Consider the following 22,206-nt stretch of genomic DNA (forward strand, 5'->3'; position numbering starts at 1 on the left):
TGACGATGCCAGAAAATACCACTCGCGTGAGCAATCCGTCTCAGCACGAGTCCAACGCGCGCACAGTTCCTGCTACCAGCAAATCGGTTTCATGCTCGTCAATTATATAAGGCGGCATGAAATAAACGGTGTTTCCCAGCGGTCGTAATGATAATTCCTGTTTGAGCGCCGCATGAAAGAAGTTTACGGAAAAATCGGGATCGGATGTTTCGACCTCGAACGCCCAGATCATTCCGCAGTTACGAAAGTTTTTTACCCTGGGATGAGATGCGATCGGATGAGCTGCATGGTTGAGATAGCTTGCCTTGATGCGGTTGGTGTCAATGATGTTGTCCTGTTCGAAAATGTCCAGGGTCGCGAGCGCAGCCCGGCACGCAAGTGCATTGCCCGCATGGGTATGCGAATGCAGAAAAGCGCGTGCTGTCTCAGCATGATAAAAAGCCGAAAATACGGCATCCGTGGTCATCACCACGGAAAGGGGAAGGTAGCCGGCAGTCAGGCCTTTCCCGAGGCATAGAAAATCCGGAACCATGTCCGCCTGCTCGCAGGCAAACATGGTTCCGGTTCTGCCAAAACCGACTGCGATTTCATCCGCGATCAGATGTACCTGATACCTGTCGCACAGTTCCCTTGCACGCTTGAGATAATCGGCGTGGTACATGCCCATCCCCGCCGCGCCCTGAATGAGCGGCTCCACAATGAATGCGGCGGTCACTGCATGATTTTCCTGTAGATAGGTTTCGAGTGCAGTAGCGGCACGAAGCGCGTAATCCCTGCCAGATTCTCCCTCGGACGCATAACGCCAGTCCGGAGTGAGCACGTGCGTGCCGGGTCTCAGTAGTGGAGCATAGATATCCTTGAACAGCGCCACGTCGGTGACCGACAGCGCGCCCAGCGTTTCACCGTGATAGTCGTTCTGCAAGCTGACGAAACGGTTTTTTTCAGGATGACCGCTGTTGTACCAGTACTGAAAACTCATCTTCAACGCGATTTCCACTGCGGATGCGCCGTCGCTGCTGTACGAACAATGACCAAGCTTGTTTGACAGCAGCTTGCCCAGGCGCTCGGATAGTTCCACCACCGGCTCATGCGTAAACCCGGCAAGCATGACGTGTTCCAGCCTGTCGAGCTGGTCGCGGATGGCGGCATTGATTTGTGGATTGGCATGACCGAACAGGTTAACCCACCAGGATCCGATAGCGTCGAGGTAGCGCCTGCCGTCGAAGTCGTAAAGCCATACTCCTTCGCCCCGGGCGATTGTAACGAGAGGCTGTAATTCATGTTGTTTCATCTGCGTGCATGGATGCCAGACTGACCTCAGGCTGCGTTCCAGCAAGTATTTATTGACCATCTACTTGAAATTCCCTGCCACAGACCCTATTATTAGCACTCGTTAGCCGAGAGTGCTAATAATTTTTGAAAAAATCCTGGAAGTTCTGTAGATCGAGTCCTTCCAGGAGATTTAATGGTTTTAATTTTTAACACAGGAGAAGAAATATGCAAATTCGTCCCTTACACGACCGCGTTATTGTCAGGCGGCTGGAAGAAGAACGCAAGACCGCATCCGGCATCGTCATCCCCGACAGTGCTGCCGAAAAGCCCGATCAAGGCGAAATTGTCGCTGTAGGCAAGGGCAAGGCCGGCGACGATGGCAACGTCAGACCGCTGGAAGTGAAAGTCGGCGATAAAGTTCTGTTCGGCAAATACTCCGGGCAGACGGTGAAGGTATCCGGGGAAGAGCTTCTGGTGATGCGAGAAGAAGACATCATGGGCGTTATCGAAGGTTAGTTCCCAACGGCACCTTACACAACATTTTCTGGATATTAGGAGAAAGAGATCATGGCAGCGAAAGAAGTGAAATTTGGCGATTCCGCCCGCCACAAAATGGTGAATGGCGTAAATATACTGGCCGATGCAGTCAAGGTCACCCTCGGACCGAAGGGCCGCAACGTAGTGCTGGAGCGTTCATACGGCGCCCCGACCATTACCAAGGACGGCGTTTCGGTAGCGAAAGAGATCGAACTGAAAGACAAATTCGAGAACATGGGCGCACAGATGGTAAAGGAAGTGGCGAGCAAGACTTCCGATGTGGCGGGTGATGGTACAACCACCGCCACCGTGCTGGCGCAATCGATCGTCAAAGAAGGCATGAAGTATGTCGCCGCCGGGATGAATCCGATGGACCTCAAGCGCGGCATAGACAAAGCCGTTACCGCAACGGTTGAAGAACTCAAGAAGTTTTCCAAACCCTGTACTACCGGCAAGGAAATTGCGCAGGTAGGAAGCATTTCCGCCAACTCCGATCCTGAAATCGGCAAGATCATTGCTGACGCGATGGAAAAAGTGGGCAAGGAAGGCGTGATCACGGTGGAAGACGGTTCCGGTCTGCAAAACGAGCTGGAAGTGGTCGAAGGCATGCAATTCGATCGCGGTTACCTGTCGCCTTACTTTATCAACAATGCGGATAGACAGATCGCATTGCTGGAAAGCCCCTTTATCCTGCTGCACGACAAAAAGATTTCCAATATCCGCGAATTGCTCCCGGTACTGGAACTGGTAGCCAAGGCAGGCAAGCCACTGTTGATTATTGCCGAAGATGTGGATGGCGAGGCCCTCGCGACGCTGGTAGTAAACAATATCCGTGGTATTCTCAAAACCTGCGCAGTGAAAGCACCAGGGTTCGGCGACCGTCGTAAGGCAATGCTTGAAGACATCGCCATTCTTACTGGCGGCACGGTGATTGCCGAGGAAGTCGGTTTGTCGCTCGAAAAGGCGACGCTGAAGGAATTGGGCCAAGCCAAGCGCATTGAAATTGGCAAGGAAGAAACAACCGTCATCGACGGCGCTGGCGACCCTCAAAATATCCAATCGCGCGTGAAGCAGGTCCGCAATCAGATCGAAGAAGCCAGCAGCGACTACGACAAGGAGAAATTGCAGGAACGTGTCGCGAAGCTGGCTGGCGGAGTGGCGCTGATTAAAGTCGGCGCAGCGACCGAAGTCGAAATGAAAGAGAAGAAAGCGCGTGTTGAAGATGCGCTTCATGCGACCCGCGCCGCGGTAGAAGAAGGTATCGTTCCTGGTGGCGGTGTTGCGTTGTTGCGCAGCCGTGCTGCGCTGGCCAGCATCAAGGGCGACAATGCTGACCAGGATGCAGGCATCAAGATTGTTCTGCGAGCATTGGAAGAGCCGCTGCGCCAAATTGTGGCTAACTGCGGCGATGAGCCTTCCGTGGTCATCAACAAGGTAGTGGAAGGCCAGGGCAACTACGGTTATAACGCTGCCACGAGCGAATACGGCGATATGGTCGAAATGGGTGTATTGGACCCTACCAAGGTAACCCGTTACGCCCTCCAACACGCTGCATCTGTTGCAAGCCTGATGCTGACCACCGACGCTCTGGTGGCAGAACTTCCGAAGGAAGAAAACGGTGGTGGCGGTATGGGTGGTGGAATGGGCGGCATGGGTGGGATGGGCGGAATGGGTGGCATGGATATGTAAGGTTCACCCTCGTATCAGCCGTAAAATGCAGCACATAAGAAACCCCGCTCCGGTGGGGTTTTTTATTGCGGTAAAGCCGGCTCCGGTAGAATCCGGGGGATCGCTGTATTGCATGATCACCCCGGCAGCATGGGAAGTTTAAACGAAATAAAGTATTCTTCAGGTTCCCAGGTAAGCGCAGCGCGATACGCACCCATATTCTTTTCCTCAATTATTCATCATGACCCCCGACCAGTATTGCCAGGAAAAAGCTGTTCAAAGCGGCTCAAGCTTCTATTACAGCTTTCTCTATCTACCGTTGGAAAAACGCCGAGCCATTACCGCACTCTACGCCTTTTGCCGTGAAGTGGACGACGTAGTGGATGAATGCACCGATGCGACGGTAGCGCGAGCAAAGCTCGCGTGGTGGCGCCAGGAAGTCGCCGCCATCTTTGACCCGGATCATGGCAACAAGCCCAGTCATCCGGTGGCGAAAGCGCTGGCGGATGTTGGACGCCCCTTTAATCTTACCGCCGAGCGCCTGAACGAAATCATAAACGGCATGGAGATGGACCTTGATTATAATCGCTATGCCGATTTCGACACGCTGCGTCATTACTGCTATCACGTGGCAAGCGTGGTGGGCTTGTGTTCGGCGGAGATATTCGGTTATCGTAATCCCGAAACGCTGAGATACGCGGAAGATCTGGGACTTGCGTTCCAGCTCACCAACATCATTCGTGATGTAGGTGAGGATGCATCACGCGACCGTATTTATCTTCCCCAGGACGAGCTCCTCCGCTTTGGAGTGAGCAACGCCGACATACTCAATTTACAAGAAACCGATAACTTCAGACGATTGATGGAGTTTCAGATCGAGCGGGCGGAAAGTTATTACACCCGGGCGTTCGCCGCATTGCCTGCAGAGGACCGAAAAAGCCAGCGGACCGGGATTATCATGGCGGGGATCTACCGGGCGCTGCTGAAGGAGATCAGGGATGACGGCTGCCATGTCCTCCGGCAGCGGGTCAGCCTTACACCCATGCGAAAATTATGGATCGCGTGGCGAACCTGGATGAAGGGGTGAAGGGTCTTTGCCGTTACGCACTGCCTCATCCTGCGCTTCCCCCGTTCCAGCATTACTCACCATGACTTCCAACCCCGCAAATTATCCTTCATGAACGAATTTAAAGACTATAGCGCGCCCCAGGATTTGCTCAAGAATCGTGTCATCCTGGTAACCGGCGCGGGGCAGGGCCTGGGCCGCACGGCAGCGCTGACCTATGCCGCGCACGGTGCTACCGTGATCTTGCACGGACGCAATATCAAGAAACTGGAGAACGTTTACGATGAAATCGAGGCGGGAGGCGGTGCTCAGCCAGCAATTTTTCCGCTCGATCTGGAAAAGGCCGATGACAAGGATTTTGCGGCTATGGCACAAGCCATCAAATTACAATTGGGCACATTGGACGGGATTCTGCACAATGCTGCATTACTATTCAGCCTTACGCCACTTGAGGCCCAGACCCTGGAGCAATGGCTGGCGCTGCTGCGCGTCAATCTTGTCGCACCATTTGCATTGACGCGAGCCTGTCTGCCGCTGATGAAAGCTTCACCAGACGCAAGCGTCATAATGACGTCGGATACCCACGGTCATGTTCCGGCTGCATATTGGAACGGCTTTGCCGTGGCCAAGGCGGGAATGGAGGCCTTGGTCAAAATTCAGGCGCAGGAATGGGAAATACTTCCGAATCTGCGCATCAATGTTTTGATCCCGGGCCCTGTGCATACGCCACAACGAAGCAGGACGCATCCCGGGGAGGTCAAGCAGGGCATGCGCCAACCAGAGGATCTGATGCCATATTATTTGTACCTGATGGGACCGGACAGTAAAGCTGTGAGCGGTAAAACCATATTATGCTAAAGTCAGTTCCGGAGCCAAGAATGCGGGCCGGCAGGTGTCTCCTGTTTCCGCGAGGTTCTATTATGGCTGCCGTCCCCGGGAGAAATAGGTATAATTAACCAGGGTATCAATGAGAATAACGCGGCCTGCGAAAGTGGCGGAATTGGTAGACGCACCAGATTTAGGTTCTGGCGCCGAAAGGTGTGGGGGTTCGAGTCCCCCCTTTCGCACCAGGGAACTGTAAGCCGTCCGGGCGAAGCTGCATCTACGGCCCTCGCGTTCCCCCGGCCGTTAACCCTGCGTCTCTGTTATCAACCAGTCAGGAAGTGCAATGCAAACGAATGTTGAAGATCTCGGTGCGCTGGAACGCCGCCTTAACGTTTCGATCCCTCAGGAAAAAATCGAGACGGAAGTCGAGAGTCGCCTGAAGCGATTGGCGCGCACGGCAAAATTGCATGGTTTTCGGCCCGGCAAGGTGCCGTTCAAGATCGTCATGCAGCAGTACGGCCCGCAGGTGCGCCAGGAAGTGATAGGCGACGTGTTAAAGAAAAACTTTAGCGAGGCTGTGCGCGAGAATAACCTGAAAATTGCCGGCTATCCACGTTTCGAACCGAAGCCATCGACCGAGAATGACAGCCAGTTTGAATTCAGCGCGACATTTGAGGTCTACCCTGATGTGGTGCCGGGAGATCTGGGCGGGGTCAGGGTCGAACGGCCCATAGTCGGCGTTACCGATGGCGATGTGGACAAGACGCTCGAGGTTCTGCGCAAGCAGCGAATTCAGTTTGAACCTGCTGAACGGCCAGCCCAGCCGGGGGACCGGATCAATATCGACTATAACGGTACTATCGACGGCGCAGAATTCGCGGGCGGCAAAGCGGAGAATTTCACCCTGGTGCTCGGGGAGGGCAGGTTACTCAAGGACTTTGAAGAACCGCTTACCGGTATGATCGCCGGACAGAGCAAAATCTTTGAAGTTACCTTTCCGGCAGACTATCATGGAAAGGAGGTCGCGGGAAAAACCGCCACATTCGACGTGAAGGTCAACGGAGTAGAGGGTTCGAAGCTGCCGGACGTTGACTCGGAATTTGCCATATCGCTCGGCGTCGCGGACGGCGACGTCGAAAAAATGCGGAAGGAGATCGAGGCTAATCTCGAACGCGAAGCGTCCAAGCGGGTAAGTGCGAGACTTAAGGAACAGGTGATGCAGGCACTGCTCGATACGACCAGCATACAGGCACCCAAGGCTTTGGTGGAAGTTGAGCTGGAGCGCTTGACGCAGAGCACTAGAGATGATCTGGCGTCGCGCGGAATGAATGCCAGGGATGTCCCGTTGCCGGAGGATTTGCTGCGGGAGCGGGCGCAACGCCGGGTTAACCTGGGGCTGATTTTAGGAGAGCTGGTCAAGATGCACGGCCTGCATCCAAAGCCCGAACAGGTGCGTGCGGTGGTGGAGGATCTGGCGCAGAGTTACGAGAATCCGGCCGAAGTGATCAAATGGCATTATTCCGTACCGGATCGCCTTAACGAGGCCGAGTCGGCGGCCCTGGAAGACAACGTGGTAAGGTGGGTATTGGATAAGGTCATGGTGGTGGATAAGGCGATGACTTTGGATGAGTTAATGGGAAGATCATGACATGATGCAACAACTGGACTGGAAGCAGCGTAATCCCGAGCCAACCGGTTTGGGCCTGATCCCCATGGTGATCGAAACTAGTGGGAGGGGGGAACGCGCCTACGATATTTACTCCCGTTTGCTGAAGGAGAGAGTCATATTTCTGGTGGGTCCCGTAACCGAGGCTTCCGCAAATCTGATCGTGGCGCAGCTCTTGTTTCTGGAATCGGAAAATGCCGACAAGGACGTTCACTTTTATATAAATTCTCCTGGCGGGCTGGTTTCTGCCGGAATGGCGATTTACGATACCATGCAGTACATCAAGCCCGACGTCAGCACGCTTTGCATAGGCCAGGCCGCGAGCATGGGATCGCTGCTGCTGACCGCGGGCGCAAAAGGCAAGCGTTTCTGCCTCGCGAACTCGAGGGTTATGATCCATCAACCGCTGGGCGGCTTCCAGGGTCAGGCTTCCGACATTGAAATACACGCCAAAGAGATTCTGTTTCTGAAGAGCCGGTTGAATGAATTGCTGGCCAAGCACACAGGTCAAAGCATAGAAACCATTGAAAGAGATACCGACCGGGATAATTTTCTCAGCGCGGAGCAGTCCGTGGAGTACGGATTGATCGATGCTATGCTAACCTACAGGAATGAGAGTACGAGTTGAAATACAAGGAGCCATGCGGGAGTTAACTATTAACTACGGGCGCATCAGCTCGGATAATGCGGGATAAAACTATGTCAGAGAAAACTGGCGGGGAAAAACTGCTTTATTGTTCCTTTTGCGGCAAGAGTCAACACGAGGTAAAGAAGCTCATCGCCGGTCCATCTGTATTTATTTGCGATGAATGTATCGAGCTTTGCAACGATATCATTCGGGAGGAAATACAAGGGGCGGAAGCGGCCAAGCTTACCAAGTCCGATCTGCCGGTGCCGCATGAAATTCGCCAGATCCTCGATCACTACGTGATCGGTCAGGAGCAGGCGAAGAAAATCCTTTCAGTGGCGGTATACAACCACTACAAGCGGCTAAGAAACCTTGCCAAATCCCCTGACGCGGACGATATCGAGCTGGCGAAGAGCAACATCCTGCTTATCGGTCCGACAGGGTCAGGCAAGACATTGCTTGCCCAGACGCTGGCGCGCCTGCTTGATGTCCCTTTTGTCATGGCAGATGCAACAACATTGACCGAAGCAGGCTATGTGGGTGAGGATGTTGAAAATATAATCCAGAAACTCCTTCAGAAATGTAATTACGACGCGGAAAAGGCCCAGCAGGGCATCGTGTATATCGACGAAATCGACAAGATTTCGCGTAAAGCCGATAACCCTTCAATTACGCGGGATGTTTCGGGGGAGGGCGTGCAGCAGGCTCTGCTGAAGCTGATCGAGGGAACTGTCGCTTCGGTGCCTCCCCAGGGAGGAAGAAAACATCCCAATCAGGAATTCGTGCAGGTGGACACCACCAACATTCTCTTTATTTGTGGTGGCGCCTTTGATGGGCTCGACAAGGTAATACGCGCACGATCTGAAAAAGGCGGGATAGGCTTCAGCGCCAATGTGAGGAGCCGCGACAACCGCAAGGACGTCGGCGCGGTACTGCGTGGAGTAGAGCCGGAAGATCTGGTCAAATATGGGCTCATTCCAGAGTTTGTCGGTCGCCTGCCTGTGGTTGCCACCCTGGAAGAGCTGGACGAGTCAGCGTTGATTCAAATCTTGACGGAGCCGAAAAACGCGCTCATAAAGCAGTATCAGAAAATGTTTCATATGGAAGGGGGCGTCGATCTCGAATTTCGTGAGCATGCACTCAAAGCGATTGCGAAGAAGGCGCTGGCACGCAAGACCGGGGCGCGTGGCTTGCGCTCCATTCTGGAGAATGCCCTTCTCGATACGATGTTCGATCTCCCATCATTGGAAAATGTTGCCAAGGTGGTGATCGATCACGGCTCGGTCAATGGCGATATCAAACCCATCCTGATTTATTCGGATAAGCCCAAGATAGCCAAGAGCTGTTAGTCCGAGTTCTGCACCTTGCCTGGTCCGTTGCCTTGAATTTTCTCTGCGGCGTCCCCATAACCCTCGTTTGTTTCTTATAGGTGAGCCGATTATGTCTTCTCCATTTAACGACCCCAATCAGATTTCATTGCCGCTATTGCCATTGCGCGACGTCGTCGTCTTCCCGCATATGGTGATTCCTCTTTTTGTCGGGCGGCCCAAATCCATCAAGGCGCTGGAAATCGCCATGGAATCCGACAAGAGTATTCTGCTGGTTGCACAGAAATTCGCAGCCAAGGACGAACCGGCGCCGGAAGACCTCTATGGCGTGTGCACTGTTGCAAACCTGCTGCAAATGCTCAAATTGCCGGATGGCACCGTCAAGGTTCTGGTGGAAGGCAACCGCCGCGCGCGTATTATGAAAGTAACCGATGACGGCACGTACTTTTCCGGTGAGGCCGCCTTATTGCCCCCGGATGCCGTTGACAACCATGAGGTGGAAGCAATGCGGCGCGCGATGCTCGCGCAGTTCGACCAGTATGTAAAGCTCAACAAGAAGATTCCTCCCGAAATATTGACCTCGCTCAGCGGCATAGATGAAGCGGGGCGTCTCGCCGACACCATTGCTGCCCACCTGCCCTTGAAACTCGAGCAAAAGCAGGAAGTACTGGAAATTTTTGACGTACCGAAGCGTCTGGAACACCTGTTGGGGCTACTTGAAACCGAACTTGACATACTTCAGGTTGAAAAACGCATTCGTGGCCGAGTCAAGCGGCAGATGGAGAAAAGCCAGCGCGACTACTATCTCAATGAACAGGTGAAAGCCATTCAGAAGGAACTGGGCGAAGGTGAGGACGGCGCTGATCTGGAAGAGATCGACAAGAAGATACAGTCGGCCCAGATGTCCAGGGAAGCTCGTTCCAAGGCGGAAGCGGAATTGAAGAAATTGCGCTTGATGTCGCCCATGTCGGCTGAGGCCACCGTCGTGCGAAATTATATTGACGCGCTGGTGGCGTTACCCTGGAAGAAAAAGAGCAAAATCAGCAAAAATCTGAGTACCGCTGAGGTTGTGCTCGAGCAGGACCATTATGGTCTCGAAAAAGTCAAGGAGAGAATTGTCGAGTATCTCGCCGTACAGCAGCGCGTGGATAAGTTAAAAGCGCCCATTCTTTGCCTGGTGGGTCCTCCTGGCGTGGGCAAGACGTCATTGGGGCAATCCATTGCCCGGGCCACGAATCGGAAATTTGTGCGAATGTCTCTTGGGGGCGTCCGTGACGAGGCCGAAGTACGAGGCCACCGCCGTACTTACATTGGCTCGATGCCGGGCAAGATCTTGCAGAACATGACCAAGGTGGGTGTAAAGAACCCTTTGTTCCTGCTGGATGAAGTGGACAAGATGGGCATGGATTTCCGCGGCGATCCCTCATCCGCGTTGCTTGAAGTGCTCGATCCGGAGCAGAACAATTCTTTCGTGGACCATTATATCGAGGTTGAGTACGACTTGTCCGACGTCATGTTCGTCGCCACCGCGAACACACTGAATATACCTGCCGCGCTGCTCGACCGCATGGAGGTGATCAGGTTATCCGGCTATACGGAAGATGAAAAGCTTAATATTGCGATGCGCTACCTGCTGCCCAAACAGATAAAAAACCACGGTTTGAAGGAAAATGAATTGGCGGTATCGGAATCGGCCTTGCGCGATATCACGCGCTATTACACGCGCGAAGCCGGAGTACGCGCGATGGAACGGGAAATTTCGAAGATATGCCGGAAAGTGGTAAAAGCCTTATTGCTGAAAAATGATCAGAAAAAGATTACCGTCAGCGGGCGGAATCTGGATAAGTATCTGGGCGTGAGGCGTTACACATATGGCGTTGCGGAAGAAAAAAATCAGATAGGGCAGGTAACCGGCCTGGCATGGACCGAAGTTGGCGGGGAACTGTTGACTATCGAGGCCGTAGTGTTGCCCGGCAAGGGGAAAACCATCACAACCGGAAAACTGGGTGAAGTGATGCAGGAGTCAGTGCAGGCCGCGCTCTCGGTGGTGCGAAGCCGCTCGAGGGCTCTCGGTATCGCTGATGATTTTTACCAGAAGAATGATATTCATATTCATTTGCCCGAAGGTGCGACGCCGAAGGATGGTCCAAGCGCAGGGATCGGGATCTGCATTGCGATGGTATCGGCTCTGACCGGGATTCCGGCTCGCGCGACCGTGGCAATGACGGGAGAGATCACCTTGCGTGGGGAAGTACTGCCCATCGGCGGGCTCAAGGAGAAACTTCTTGCAGCGCATCGTGGCGGAATAAAAACGGTGCTGATTCCCGAGGACAACGTCAAGGACCTGACGGAGATTCCGGAAAATATTAAAAATCGGCTGGATATTCATCCGGTCAAGTGGATAGATCAGGTGCTGGACCTGGCATTGGAGCGCAAGCCGGACGCGCTTCCTGCCGCTGCGTCCCCGGTTCCCGGCCCTGTTGCGGTAGAGGGGGAGGCAACCCGCACTTTGATCAAGCACTGAGTTATTTTTGCATTTTTATCGCTTGACCGCGAATCGCTTTTACAGGCGAATTTACTTTCATGTTCGCGAGAACTTCAGCCGTAAACAGGGTGTATGGAGCGTTTTCGAAATATTTCCACAATTGCTTGACCAAGCACAAGCGGCTTGATATAAAACCGATTGCAGGGTTTTTGTAACTCTTTTAACAATAACGAAAGGGGAATCACGTGAATAAATCTGAACTCATCGAAGCCATCGCCCAGTCTTCGGACATTTCCAAGGCGTCCGCCGGAAATGCGCTGGACGGTGCGTTATCGGCGATTAAAGCAGCTCTAAAAAAAGGCCAAAGCGTAACCCTGGTCGGATTTGGAACCTTCAAGGTGGGCAAACGCGCCGCCCGCACCGGCCGCAATCCGCGCACCGGCGCAGCTATCAAGATCAAGGAAACAAAGGTTCCGAAATTCACCGCTGGCAAGGCGCTCAAGGATGCAGTAAACTAGCGTTTTTCAATAGGGTGCTTAGCTCAGTTGGTAGAGCGTCGCCCTTACAAGGCGAATGTCGGCGGTTCGACCCCGTCAGCACCCACCAGCAGGTATTAATTGTTGGAGTGGTAGTTCAGTTGGTTAGAATACCGGCCTGTCACGCCGGGGGTCGCGGGTTCGAGTCCCGTCCACTCCGCCAGATTTTGCGCTAAACCAGGGCGAACGCAAGTTCGCCTTTTTTATTCCTTTTAGTCCATTAATGTTCGATTTTGTTAATAAAAAAAGGCGCGTGGTCCAGATCATCCTGGGGCTTGCCATGTTGCCCTTCGTATTCTGGGGCCTCGAGTCATATCAAGGCGCCGATGGCGAAGATATCGTCGCACATGCGGCCGGGGAGAAGATTCATCGCGAGGAATTTGCACAGGCGCTGCGCAACCAGCAGGAAAGCCTGCGAGCATCCATGGCGGGCGTGGTCAACGACGCAATGCTGGACTCTCCGGAAGTAAGATCGGCAGTACTGGAAGGGTTGATTCAGCAGCGGCTACTGCGGCATGAGGCATCGCGGGTGGGATTGATGGTGCCGGATTCCCAGCTGATAGAAATGATACAGAATATTCCCGCGTTCCAGGAAAACGGCAAATTTTCCAAACAGCGTTACGAGGAGCTGCTGCGCGGTCAGGGATTGAGCCCGAAGGCATTTGAAGCACGCGTGCGCCAGGAACTGATGCGTCAGCAACTTATCGCTCCCTACAGCGAAAATGGTTTCATTTCCAGCTCAGTGGCAGAAAGAGTCATACGACTGGGTGAAGAGAAACGCGAAATCAATGTGGTTCAGATACAACCCGAGCAATTTCTGGCCCAGGTCAAACCCGATGACGAAGCCATCAAGTCGTACTACGATACCCATCAGGCTGAATTCCGGCTGCCGGAACAGGTGCGCGTCGAATATGTGGTGTTGTCACTGGATGAGCTGATCAATCAGTCGCATGTCAGCGACGAGGAAGTAACAAAGTATTTCAACGAGCACAAGGACGAGTTCGGGCAGGCCGAAGAACGCCGGGCAAGCCACATTCTGATCAGTGCCCCTGCTACCGCTTCAGATGCAGAAAAAACTGCGGCGCGCACCAAAGCGGAGCAACTGGCGGACGAAATCAGAAAGGCTCCCCAGCGCTTCGAGGATCTTGCCAGAGAGCATTCCCAGGATCCAGGGTCTGCAGCCAAAGGAGGCGACCTTGGCTTTTTCCCACGGAACTCGATGGTCAAGACTTTCGAAGACGCAGTTTTTCAGATGAAGCTGGATGAGATCAGCGATGTGGTCGAAACGGAACACGGTTTCCATATCATCAAGCTCGCCGGAATAAAGGGCGCAGAGCAGGTCAGTCTTGATAAAGTAAGAAATCAGGTTGAGCAGGAAGTAAAAAGACAAAAAGCCGAAAAGATGTTTGGTGAGATGGCGGAAGGCTTCGGCAATATAGTGTATGAGCAGAGCGACAGCCTGCAGCCTGCCGCCGAGAATTTCAACTTGCCCGTGCAGAAGAGCGAGTGGATAGCCAGGGATGCGGGCGAGCTTCCGTATTTCAGCAATGAAAGACTGCTGGAGGCAATATTCTCGGATGATGCAATCAAGGACAAACGAAATACCGAGGCGATCGAAGTTTCACCAAACGTCCTGGTAGCTGCCAGGGTAGTGGATCACAGGCCGGCGAGCCTGCCTCCTGTCACAGCATTGAGGGATAAAATTGCGGGACTCATAGCCCGGCAGGAAGCGGCCAAGGCGGCTGTAAACGAGGGAAAGGAAAAGCTTGAGCAGTTGCAGGCCGGCAAAGACGGGATAGTCAGGTGGGGTGCCGCTCAGCAAGTTTCGCGGACGGATCCCCAAGGTCTTGATGGCGAGATCTTGCGCGCTATTTTTAAAATTGAAGCGACCGAATTGCCGTCCTACACCGGAGTGGCAAATTCCCGGGGCGGATTTACCCTGGTTCGTGTCGGGCGCGTCACCGAATCCGCATCGCCGGATCCCGCCGAACGTAAAGCTTTTGCCGAGCAATTACAGCAGCTACTCGCCCAGCAGGAACTTGCATCTTATCTGGCCGGCGTCAGAAAGCGGTATGACGTGTCGGTGAAGAATGAAAATCTTGAGAAGTAGAAGGAAGCAAGGACAAGCTTCCTTGCAGATCAAACGAGGTCAAATGCAACCGTATTAAAGCCTGCGTCTACATGAGTAATTTCGCCAGTAATCCCGCTAGCCAGATCACTGCATAGAAAAGCGGCGACATTACCCACCTCGATGATTGATACATTTCGTCGTAAAGGCGAGACTTTTTCGGTATAGCTCAGCAGCTTTCCGAAATTGCCGATTCCGGCGGCGGCAAGCGTTTTGATGGGTCCAGCCGAAATTGCATTGACCCGTATCCCCTCGGGCCCAAGACTGGATGCCATGAAGCGAACATTCGCCTCAAGACTTGCTTTAGCCAATCCCATGACGTTGTAATTAGGCATGACCCTGGTCGAGCCAAGATAGGAGAGTGTCAAAAGCGAACCATTCCTGCCTTGCATCAGCGGCATCCCCGCTTTTGCCAGCGCAGTGAAACTGTAGGAACTGACGTCATGCGCGATGCGAAAAGCTTCCCGATTCACGCTTTCCACGTAGTTCCCGTTCAGCGCCTCGCGAGGAGCAAAGGCAATTGAGTGAACGATACCATCAAGGCTGTCCCAACGTTTCCCGAGATCGTCGAAACACCGCGTGATTTCTTCATCGTTCGAAACATCGCACGGAAACAGCAAATCGCTATCAAATTCACTGACAATTTTTGCGACTCGTTCGCGCACCGCCTCCCCTTGATAAGTAAAAGCCAGTTGCGCACCTTCACGGTGCATAGCTTTCGCAATGCCATACGCAATAGAGCGATTACTTAGCAGTCCGGCGATGAGAATGCGCTTATCGGCGAGAAGAGTCATGTCCTATCCTTGGAAATATTGAGTAGTAAGCGAACTTGCCCTGAAGACGAGGGTCAAGTGATGCAAAAAGCCTTGCTGCTCATGGCATTAAACTGAAAAATGAGCGGTAGCGACTCATCAAAAAGGTGAGGGCCAACTGATACAAAAAAAGCCTTTGTGGATCATAACGGTGAACTAAAAAAATAAGCGGACAACTGCCGATTAGAATTATAGCTTCAAGTCCGCCCTACTTGTAGAACCAATGATCGCCTGAGCCTCGGGCTCGGCTACCGTCTCCAATATTTAAGCTACACTATTGCATCAGTGAGGTCAGTGTTAATCGAACCTTTGAACAGATCTCCATTACTAGGAGACGGCGGCCGCGTCCCTGTGCATCCTCTGGCAGTCGAAGCAGGGTCGACCATTTCCAGATTCCCCTCGTACTTGCCGCTGGTGCTCGCGGTGTTGATGTGTGCCTGTAGCGGCCCGTGGAACAATCCTTATCGTGAAAGCGAGGCGGGGAAAAATATTCTCTACGGCGCTTTTGCCGAGCGCCCCAAGCATCTGGACCCCGTACAGTCCTATAGCTCGAACGAAATCCTGATTACAGCACAGATTTATGAACCGCCATTGCAATATCATTACCTGAAGCGTCCGTACGAGCTGATTCCGTCATCCGCCGAAAAAATGCCGCTGGTGCAACATTTCGACCAGAAAGGAGCGCGTTTGGGCGATGATGCCGATGCTTCGCGGGTCGCTTTCACAATTTACGAAATCTCGATCAAGCCAGGTATCCGCTTTCAGCCTCATCCTGCATTTGCCAGAGACCAGCAGGGAGGATTTCTTTACCATGATATGGGAAAGACGGATTTGGCGGACATATATAAACTAGGCGATTTTTCTCACATGGGTTCCCGCGAACTCACTGCCGAAGATTATGTATTTCAGATCAAGCGGCTGGCACATCCGCGGCTGCATTCGCCGATTTTTGGACTGATGTCGGATTATATTAGCGGCCTGAAGGAATATGCAGCGACGCTGAGGGCTGTAGACGAGGCGCAGTTCAGGGAGCAGGGAAGTGGTGCCTATCTGGATTTGAACAACTACCCTCTTGAGGGCGCGGAAGCGGTTGATCGCTATACCTACCGCATTAAGATCAAGGGTAAATATCCCCAGTTCAAGTACTGGCTTGCCATGCCTTTTTTCGCACCTATTCCCTGGGAGGCGGAGCGTTTTTATAACCAGAAAGGATTGGCGGAAAAAAATATCAATCTCGACTGGTATCCCGTTGGTACCGGGCCTTATATGTTGGCGGAGAATGACCCCAATCGCGTGATGATCCTGGAACAAAACCCTAATTTTCACGGCGAGAGCTATCCGTCCGAGGGCATGCCGGAGGATGCGCAGGCCGACTTGTTGAAGGATGCGGGAAAGCCACTACCCTTCGTTGACAAAATCGTATACAGCCGTGAAAGGGAGAGTATTCCCCGCTGGAACAAGTTTCTGCAAGGCTATTACGATGCCTCGAACATCGGTTCCGACAGTTTCGATCAGGCGGTTCAGCTGACGGGGCAGGGGGAAGCAACCATCACTGAAGCGATGCGGGAGCAAGGTATACGATTGGAGACAGCCGTAGCGGCTTCCACCAATTACATGGGTTTCAACATGCTGGACCCGGTTGTGGGCGGAGCGGGCAAACGGGGGCGCGAATCTGCCAGAAAACTGCGCCAGGCTATATCGATCGCGGTGGATTACGAAGAGTACGTATCGATTTTCGCCAATGGGCGCGGTATTCCTGCACAGGGACCGATTGCGCCGGGCATCGCCGGTCACCGGGATGGCAAGGAAGGGATAAATCCCGTGGTGTACGATTGGGTAAACGGCCGCGCGCGGCGCAAACCGATCGAAGCAGCCAGAAAACTGCTGGCGGAAGCGGGTTATCCCGACGGTATGGATGCGAGGACCGGCGCGCCGCTGGTGCTTTATTTCGATGTCACCACGCGCGGAACGGAGGACAAATCCAGTCTCGACTGGATGCGCAAGCAGTTCCGGAAACTCAACATTCAGCTAGTGGTTCGGAATACGGATTACAACCGCTTTCAGGACAAGATACGCAAGGGCAACGCACAAATTTTCGAATGGGGCTGGAATGCCGATTATCCGGATCCGGAGAACTTTTTATTCCTGCTGCATGGTCCGCAGCAGAAGGTCGGCCAGGAAGGCGAAAACGCCGCCAATTATTCGAACCCGGAATATAACCGGCTGTTCGAGCAAATGAAGAATATGGAAAACAGCCCTGAACGTCAGAAAATCATCGATCGCATGGTGACGATTCTTCGGCACGACGCACCTTGGCTGTGGGGCTACCATCCCAAGGATTACGGCCTCTACCATGCATGGTACGGCAATGTCAAGCCAAACCGGATGTCCAACAACAACGCCAAATACTTCCGGATAGACGCCGGTTTGCGGGAACAGAAGCGTGCCGAATGGAATAAGCCGGTGCTGTGGCCCGTGATAGCGGGATTGATCGTGCTGATTGTCGGGCTGCTTCCAGCCGCCGTTATTTACCGCCGCAGGGAGCGAGGCACAGGAATAGCGAATACCGAGCCAAAGCATGAAACCGGGGGATCGCCCGCGTAATGCTCAACTACATCATTCGGCGCGTGCTTTACGCGGTTCCCATTCTAATCGGCGTGAACCTGATTACCTTCACCCTGTTCTTTGTCGTCAATACGCCTGACGACATGGCGCGAATGCAACTGGGCATCAAACGGGTTACGCCCGAAGCTATTGCAAAGTGGAAACAGGAGCGCGGCTATGATAAGCCGCTGATATTCAACGATGCGGAAAATGGGGCCGCGAAATTCACGAATACCGTTTTTTTTGAAAAGTCCGTTGCCATGTTCGCTTTCCGCTTCGGCCGTGCGGACGACGGCAGGGATATTGCCTACGAGATCAGAACCCGCATGATGCCGAGCCTCGCCATCGCATTGCCCGTATTCTTGCTGGGCCTGGGCGTTTATATTGTCTTTGCATTGACCATGGTATTTTTTCGGGCCACCTATGTGGATTTCTGGGGTGTGGTACTATGCGTCGCCCTGATGTCTATCTCCAGTTTATTCTACATTATCGCCGGACAGTTTCTGATCAGCAAATTGTGGCATCTGGTACCCATTTCCGGTTATGGACAGGGGCTGGACGCTGCCAAGTTCCTCGTCCTCCCGGTGATTATCGGCGTGCTGAGCGGCGCCGGCGCCAACACACGCTGGTATCGAACCCTTTTTCTGGAAGAAATGGGCAAGGACTATGTTCGTACTGCCCGGGCCAAAGGCTTGCCGGAGAGTATCGTGCTGTTTGGGCACGTGCTGCGAAACGCCCTGATTCCAATACTCACCGGAGCGGTAGTAGTGATTCCGCTGCTGTTCCTCGGCAGTCTCATTACAGAATCGTTTTTCGGAATTCCCGGCCTGGGCAGTTATACCATCGATGCAATCAACTCCCAGGACTTCGCAGTAGTGCGTGCAATGGTCTTTCTCGGATCGTTACTCTATATCGTCGGCCTGATATTGACCGATATTTCCTATACGCTTGTTGACCCAAGGATCAGGCTGGAATGACGCTATCCCGGGAAGCGCGGTGATGTCTTTCAAGCCTGTGATTCTGTGGACTGATGCACTCGTCTACTTTCTGGTTGCAGCCATGATCGTCTTTGCCTGGTACGTTCGGCGAAACGAGCACCTCCTGGCGCCCTGGCGGCGTGTCAGCCATAGTGCAAGCGGCATGGCGTCGCTTACCGTGCTCATTTTTTTTGTCATTATCGGTTTGCTCGATACCGTGCATCTGCGCCCGGCTGTGGAGAACAACAGCAGCGGCGCCGCCGAGACTGCTTACAGCGTGGAGGTGCTAAGCCTGTTTGACGTGATCGCGACCCCGTTGCGGACGCAGGTCGAAAAGACATATTCAGCGCCGTTCGCCGTATATCTTTACGCCCGGGAAACAGTGGAACTTCCGGGCGGGGGACAGACACGGGAGTTTCCTCGCCTGAAATACGGCGGAGCGCATCTGAAGGACCCCGAAGCGCAGCTTTTCGCGGATATTATCGGGAAAGCAATAGCGGGCGCGAGCCTGGGTCTCTTCCTCTGGGGCCTTATCGTCGTCATGTTGAGCCTGGTATTGGCTCGCCGTAGCGGCGAATCGGTTCCATCGGTGCTCTCCGCAATTCGGCATGGCGCTACCGCCGTTTCATGGAAGACAATATCAGTCACACTTGCGCTCATCCTGATGCTGTTCGGCGCGGCACTGACTTTGTGCGGCAACTACCATATATTGGGCACCGACAAGGTGGGGCAGGACGTTTTCTACCAGTCACTGAAAAGCATACGCACCGGGCTCGTGATCGGAACGCTTACTACCTTGATGATGCTTCCCTTTGCGCTGCTCCTTGGCATCACGGCTGGTTACTTTCGAGGGTGGGCCGATGATGTGATTCAATACCTGTATACCACGTTGAGTTCAATTCCCGGTGTCCTGCTCATCGCGGCGGCGGTATTGATGACACAGGTATATATGGAGACTCACCCCGAGTTGTTCGATACGGTCGCCATGCGTGCCGATCTGCGCCTGCTGTTTCTTTGCATCATACTCGGGGTTACGAGCTGGACTGGTTTATGCCGTCTGCTGCGGGGCGAAACCTTGAAATTGCGGGAAATGGAATATATCCAGGCGGCTCACGCGTTCGGGGTTTCCCATTGGCGTATTCTCAGCCGCCACATTCTTCCTAACGTGATGCACATTGTGCTGATTACTACCGTCATGGACTTCAGCGGCTTGGTCCTTGCAGAAGCCGTGCTCTCCTACGTGGGCGTAGGCGTCGATCCATCCACGATCAGTTTCGGCACCATGATTAACGCCGCCCGTCTGGAAATGGCGCGCGAACCCATGGTATGGTGGGCTTTATTCGCAGCGTTCAGCTTCATGTTCGCACTGGTATTGAGCGCAAATCTGTTTGCCGATGCAGTACAAAATGCGTTCGATCCGCGGGTGAAAACCTTGTCGGCAAGAACCGGGGCGTTGCGTCGAAAAATACGCAAGGAAGGGCCGGTGGCCAAACCCGCAGCAACCGGAGCCGAGGATTCCTTCTCGTCATGAGCCCCGTCCTGCGAATCAACAATCTCGAAACCATACTCCATACCGAGGCAATGCCGGTTCGGGCGGTAGATGGGCTTACGCTGCAAATCATGAGGGGTGAGACCTTCGCCCTGCTGGGCGAATCAGGGTGCGGCAAATCCATGACTGCGCTTTCGGTCATGCGATTATTACCCGATGCGGGTGAAATCATAGGCGGTTCTGTCAGGCTCGGGGAAGAGGATCTGCTTCTGCTGCCGGAAACCGCCATGCGTAGCATTCGTGGGAAAAGGATCAGCATGATCTTTCAAGAGCCCATGCTGAGCCTGAATCCTGTGATGACCGTGGCGGACCAGATTGGGGAGGTCTTGCAGCGGCATTTCAACTTGCATGGGGGGGTTGCCAGAAAACGAATACAGGAAATTCTGGACCAGGTAGGGATTCCGGACCCGTCTCGCCGCATGGAGGAATACCCGTTCCAGTTTTCGGGCGGGATGAAGCAGCGGATGATGATAGCCATGGCGCTGGCGGGGGAACCGGAACTGCTTATCGCGGATGAGCCAACCACTGCCCTGGATGTCACTATTCAAGCCCAGGTTCTCGACCTCATGCGTAGCCTGCAGCAACGTGATGGCATGACGATTCTACTCATCACCCACGATCTGGGCGTTGCGGCGGAAATAGCGCATCGGGTCGGGATAATGTACGCAGGAGAAATTGTAGAGACAGCGCCACGTGACGAGTTTTTCCGTGGCCCCGCGCATCCCTATTCGCGGAAATTGCTTGCCTCCTTGCCTGGAAGAGACAGACGCCGACAGGGTTTGCGGCTTGCTGCGATCAGCGGGAATGTGCCTCCGCTGTCGCGCGAATTCAGCGGGTGCCGTTTTGCAGACCGTTGTGATCATGCCTGGGAACTATGCCACGAAGTCGCGCCGGGGTGGACCTCGTTAGCGGGGGAGCAGCAGGTAAGATGCCATCTTTTCAATCAGAATCCGGGGTCTCGTGTTCCGCAGCGACAATTCGAAGATAAGAGGCTTGATCCCGCGGTTCAGGCAAAGGGAAGTTCGGATAAGCCCGATTCCGGGGTGAGGCCGCCAGACGCGGAATCTCAAGTCTCCAATTTATTGACTGTCACCGATCTGAAAGTTTACTTTCCCATACACAAGGGATTGATAAAACATGTGGCTGGATACATCAAGGCGGTGGATGGCGTATCCCTGGAGATTTGCCGAGGCAAGACGCTGGCGCTGGTGGGGGAATCGGGCTGCGGAAAGACCACTGTTGGCAAGGGCATTCTGCAACTGATTCCGACTACTGGCGGCAGCGTGCGCTACGATGGGCTTGAACTGGTGGGACTGGAACGCAGCCGGTTACGAAAGCTGCGCGCGGAACTCCAGCTCATATTTCAAGACCCGTATTCGTCGCTCAATCCGAGGATGCGTATCGTTGACGTTATCGAAGAGGGAATGAACGCCCTGAATGTCGAAGATGAAAGCGAAGCAGGTCGTGTGGAGCGCGCGTCCGGAACCAGAAGAAAGAAAGTGGATACGCTGCTGGAAAGTGTCGGCTTGCCGCCAGAAACCAAGTGGCGTTATCCGCACGAGTTTTCCGGCGGCCAGCGCCAGCGAATCGCCATCGCGCGCGCCCTCGCGGTCAATCCCAAGCTTATCGTGTGCGACGAACCGACCAGTGCCCTGGACGTATCTGTGCAGGCCCAGATATTAAATCTGTTAAGGGAATTGCAGAACACGCTGGGATTAGCCTATCTATTCATCACTCACAATATTTCGGTCGTGGAGTATCTTGCTGATGAAGTGGCCGTAATGTATCTGGGGAGGATCGTGGAGCGTGGAGCAGTGGACGAGGTTTTGACCAGCCCCAGGCATCCCTACACTCAGGCCCTGCTGTCGGCGGTTCCCGTAATCGAACCTGCGTCGAAGCGCGAGGTCATTCACCTTCATGGTGATCTTCCCTCGCCGGCCAATCCACCGTCGGGCTGCCACTTTCACCCCCGCTGCCCCCACGTCATGCCGGTCTGCCGCGAAGTCTATCCGGGAACAAGCACATTCAGTTCAATGCATATGGCGCACTGCTATCTTTATCCGCAGCAGCAAGACACGGCGTGCGTGGAAGCACAAGCACAAGCACAAGCATAAGGAATAATATA

Annotated in this window: 16 protein-coding genes and 3 tRNA genes; 17 read left to right on the forward strand and 2 right to left on the reverse strand. The window is 53.8% G+C overall.

Annotation, left to right across the window (positions count from 1 at the left end):
* Window positions 1–40: 40 nt before the first annotated feature.
* On the reverse strand, window positions 41–1,351 hold the full coding sequence (bioA, locus tag BMZ14_RS13740) for an adenosylmethionine--8-amino-7-oxononanoate transaminase (protein WP_074798572.1): 1,311 nt from the start codon (window positions 1,349–1,351) through the stop codon (window positions 41–43).
* A gap of 146 nt (window positions 1,352–1,497) precedes the next feature.
* Here bioA and groES point away from each other — a divergent pair, with 146 nt between their 5' ends.
* The 13 genes from groES (at window position 1,498) to BMZ14_RS13805 (ending at window position 14,121) form a co-directional block, all read left to right on the forward strand.
* Window positions 1,498–1,788 (forward strand): co-chaperone GroES, encoded by a 291-nt coding sequence (groES, locus tag BMZ14_RS13745; RefSeq protein WP_074798574.1) that lies wholly within the window; start codon window positions 1,498–1,500, stop codon window positions 1,786–1,788.
* Between the two features lie 51 nt (window positions 1,789–1,839).
* Window positions 1,840–3,498 carry a chaperonin GroEL gene (groL, locus tag BMZ14_RS13750; RefSeq protein ID WP_074798576.1) on the forward strand — a complete coding sequence of 553 codons (1,659 nt, stop codon included), beginning with the start codon at window positions 1,840–1,842 and terminating at the stop codon, window positions 3,496–3,498.
* Between the two features lie 220 nt (window positions 3,499–3,718).
* Window positions 3,719–4,564: a presqualene diphosphate synthase HpnD gene (gene hpnD, locus BMZ14_RS13755; protein WP_074798577.1), complete on the forward strand. Its 846-nt coding sequence runs from the start codon at window positions 3,719–3,721 to the stop codon at window positions 4,562–4,564.
* A gap of 90 nt (window positions 4,565–4,654) precedes the next feature.
* The gene (locus tag BMZ14_RS13760) at window positions 4,655–5,401 is read left to right on the forward strand and encodes a YciK family oxidoreductase (RefSeq protein ID WP_074798579.1); all 747 of its coding nucleotides are present in this window, start codon (window positions 4,655–4,657) and stop codon (window positions 5,399–5,401) included.
* 127 nt (window positions 5,402–5,528) lie between these two features.
* A tRNA-Leu gene (locus BMZ14_RS13765) sits at window positions 5,529–5,613 on the forward strand.
* A gap of 98 nt (window positions 5,614–5,711) precedes the next feature.
* Window positions 5,712–7,016: a trigger factor gene (gene tig / locus BMZ14_RS13770; protein ID WP_074798581.1), complete on the forward strand. Its 1,305-nt coding sequence runs from the start codon at window positions 5,712–5,714 to the stop codon at window positions 7,014–7,016.
* Window position 7,017: 1 nt separating this feature from the next.
* Window positions 7,018–7,662, forward strand: a complete 645-nt coding sequence (clpP, locus tag BMZ14_RS13775) for an ATP-dependent Clp endopeptidase proteolytic subunit ClpP (protein ID WP_074798583.1) — start codon at window positions 7,018–7,020, stop codon at window positions 7,660–7,662.
* Window positions 7,663–7,733: 71 nt separating this feature from the next.
* Window positions 7,734–9,011: an ATP-dependent Clp protease ATP-binding subunit ClpX gene (clpX, locus tag BMZ14_RS13780; RefSeq protein WP_074798585.1), complete on the forward strand. Its 1,278-nt coding sequence runs from the start codon at window positions 7,734–7,736 to the stop codon at window positions 9,009–9,011.
* Between the two features lie 91 nt (window positions 9,012–9,102).
* Window positions 9,103–11,514: an endopeptidase La gene (gene lon / locus BMZ14_RS13785; RefSeq protein ID WP_074798587.1), complete on the forward strand. Its 2,412-nt coding sequence runs from the start codon at window positions 9,103–9,105 to the stop codon at window positions 11,512–11,514.
* Window positions 11,515–11,720: 206 nt separating this feature from the next.
* Window positions 11,721–11,993 carry an HU family DNA-binding protein gene (locus BMZ14_RS13790; RefSeq protein ID WP_074798589.1) on the forward strand — a complete coding sequence of 91 codons (273 nt, stop codon included), beginning with the start codon at window positions 11,721–11,723 and terminating at the stop codon, window positions 11,991–11,993.
* Between the two features lie 12 nt (window positions 11,994–12,005).
* Window positions 12,006–12,081 (forward strand) — tRNA-Val (locus BMZ14_RS13795).
* 16 nt (window positions 12,082–12,097) lie between these two features.
* A tRNA-Asp gene (locus BMZ14_RS13800) sits at window positions 12,098–12,174 on the forward strand.
* Between the two features lie 60 nt (window positions 12,175–12,234).
* The gene (locus tag BMZ14_RS13805) at window positions 12,235–14,121 is read left to right on the forward strand and encodes a SurA N-terminal domain-containing protein (RefSeq protein ID WP_074798591.1); all 1,887 of its coding nucleotides are present in this window, start codon (window positions 12,235–12,237) and stop codon (window positions 14,119–14,121) included.
* A gap of 29 nt (window positions 14,122–14,150) precedes the next feature.
* Here BMZ14_RS13805 and BMZ14_RS13810 read toward each other — a convergent pair whose 3' ends face one another.
* On the reverse strand, window positions 14,151–14,933 hold the full coding sequence (locus BMZ14_RS13810) for an enoyl-ACP reductase FabI (RefSeq protein WP_074798593.1): 783 nt from the start codon (window positions 14,931–14,933) through the stop codon (window positions 14,151–14,153).
* 447 nt (window positions 14,934–15,380) lie between these two features.
* On the opposite strand from BMZ14_RS13810, the gene BMZ14_RS13815 reads away from it, so the two are divergent.
* The 4 genes from BMZ14_RS13815 to BMZ14_RS13830 are packed head-to-tail and all read left to right on the forward strand — an operon-like array spanning window position 15,381 to window position 22,195.
* Complete coding sequence (locus BMZ14_RS13815) at window positions 15,381–17,555, forward strand: ABC transporter substrate-binding protein (protein ID WP_074798612.1); 2,175 nt, start codon at window positions 15,381–15,383, stop codon at window positions 17,553–17,555.
* Entirely contained in the window at window positions 17,555–18,532 is a 978-nt protein-coding gene (locus BMZ14_RS13820) for an ABC transporter permease (RefSeq protein ID WP_074798594.1), read from the forward strand. The genes BMZ14_RS13815 and BMZ14_RS13820 overlap by 1 nt, the downstream gene beginning before the upstream one ends.
* Window positions 18,533–18,554: 22 nt before the next feature.
* Window positions 18,555–20,063, forward strand: a complete 1,509-nt coding sequence (locus BMZ14_RS13825; RefSeq protein WP_074798596.1) for an ABC transporter permease — start codon at window positions 18,555–18,557, stop codon at window positions 20,061–20,063.
* Window positions 20,060–22,195 (forward strand): ABC transporter ATP-binding protein, encoded by a 2,136-nt coding sequence (locus BMZ14_RS13830; RefSeq protein ID WP_074798597.1) that lies wholly within the window; start codon window positions 20,060–20,062, stop codon window positions 22,193–22,195. The genes BMZ14_RS13825 and BMZ14_RS13830 overlap by 4 nt, the downstream gene beginning before the upstream one ends.
* Window positions 22,196–22,206 lie beyond the last annotated feature (11 nt).

Source organism: Nitrosospira briensis, assembly GCF_900115125.1.
GTDB lineage: Bacteria > Pseudomonadota > Gammaproteobacteria > Burkholderiales > Nitrosomonadaceae > Nitrosospira > Nitrosospira briensis_A.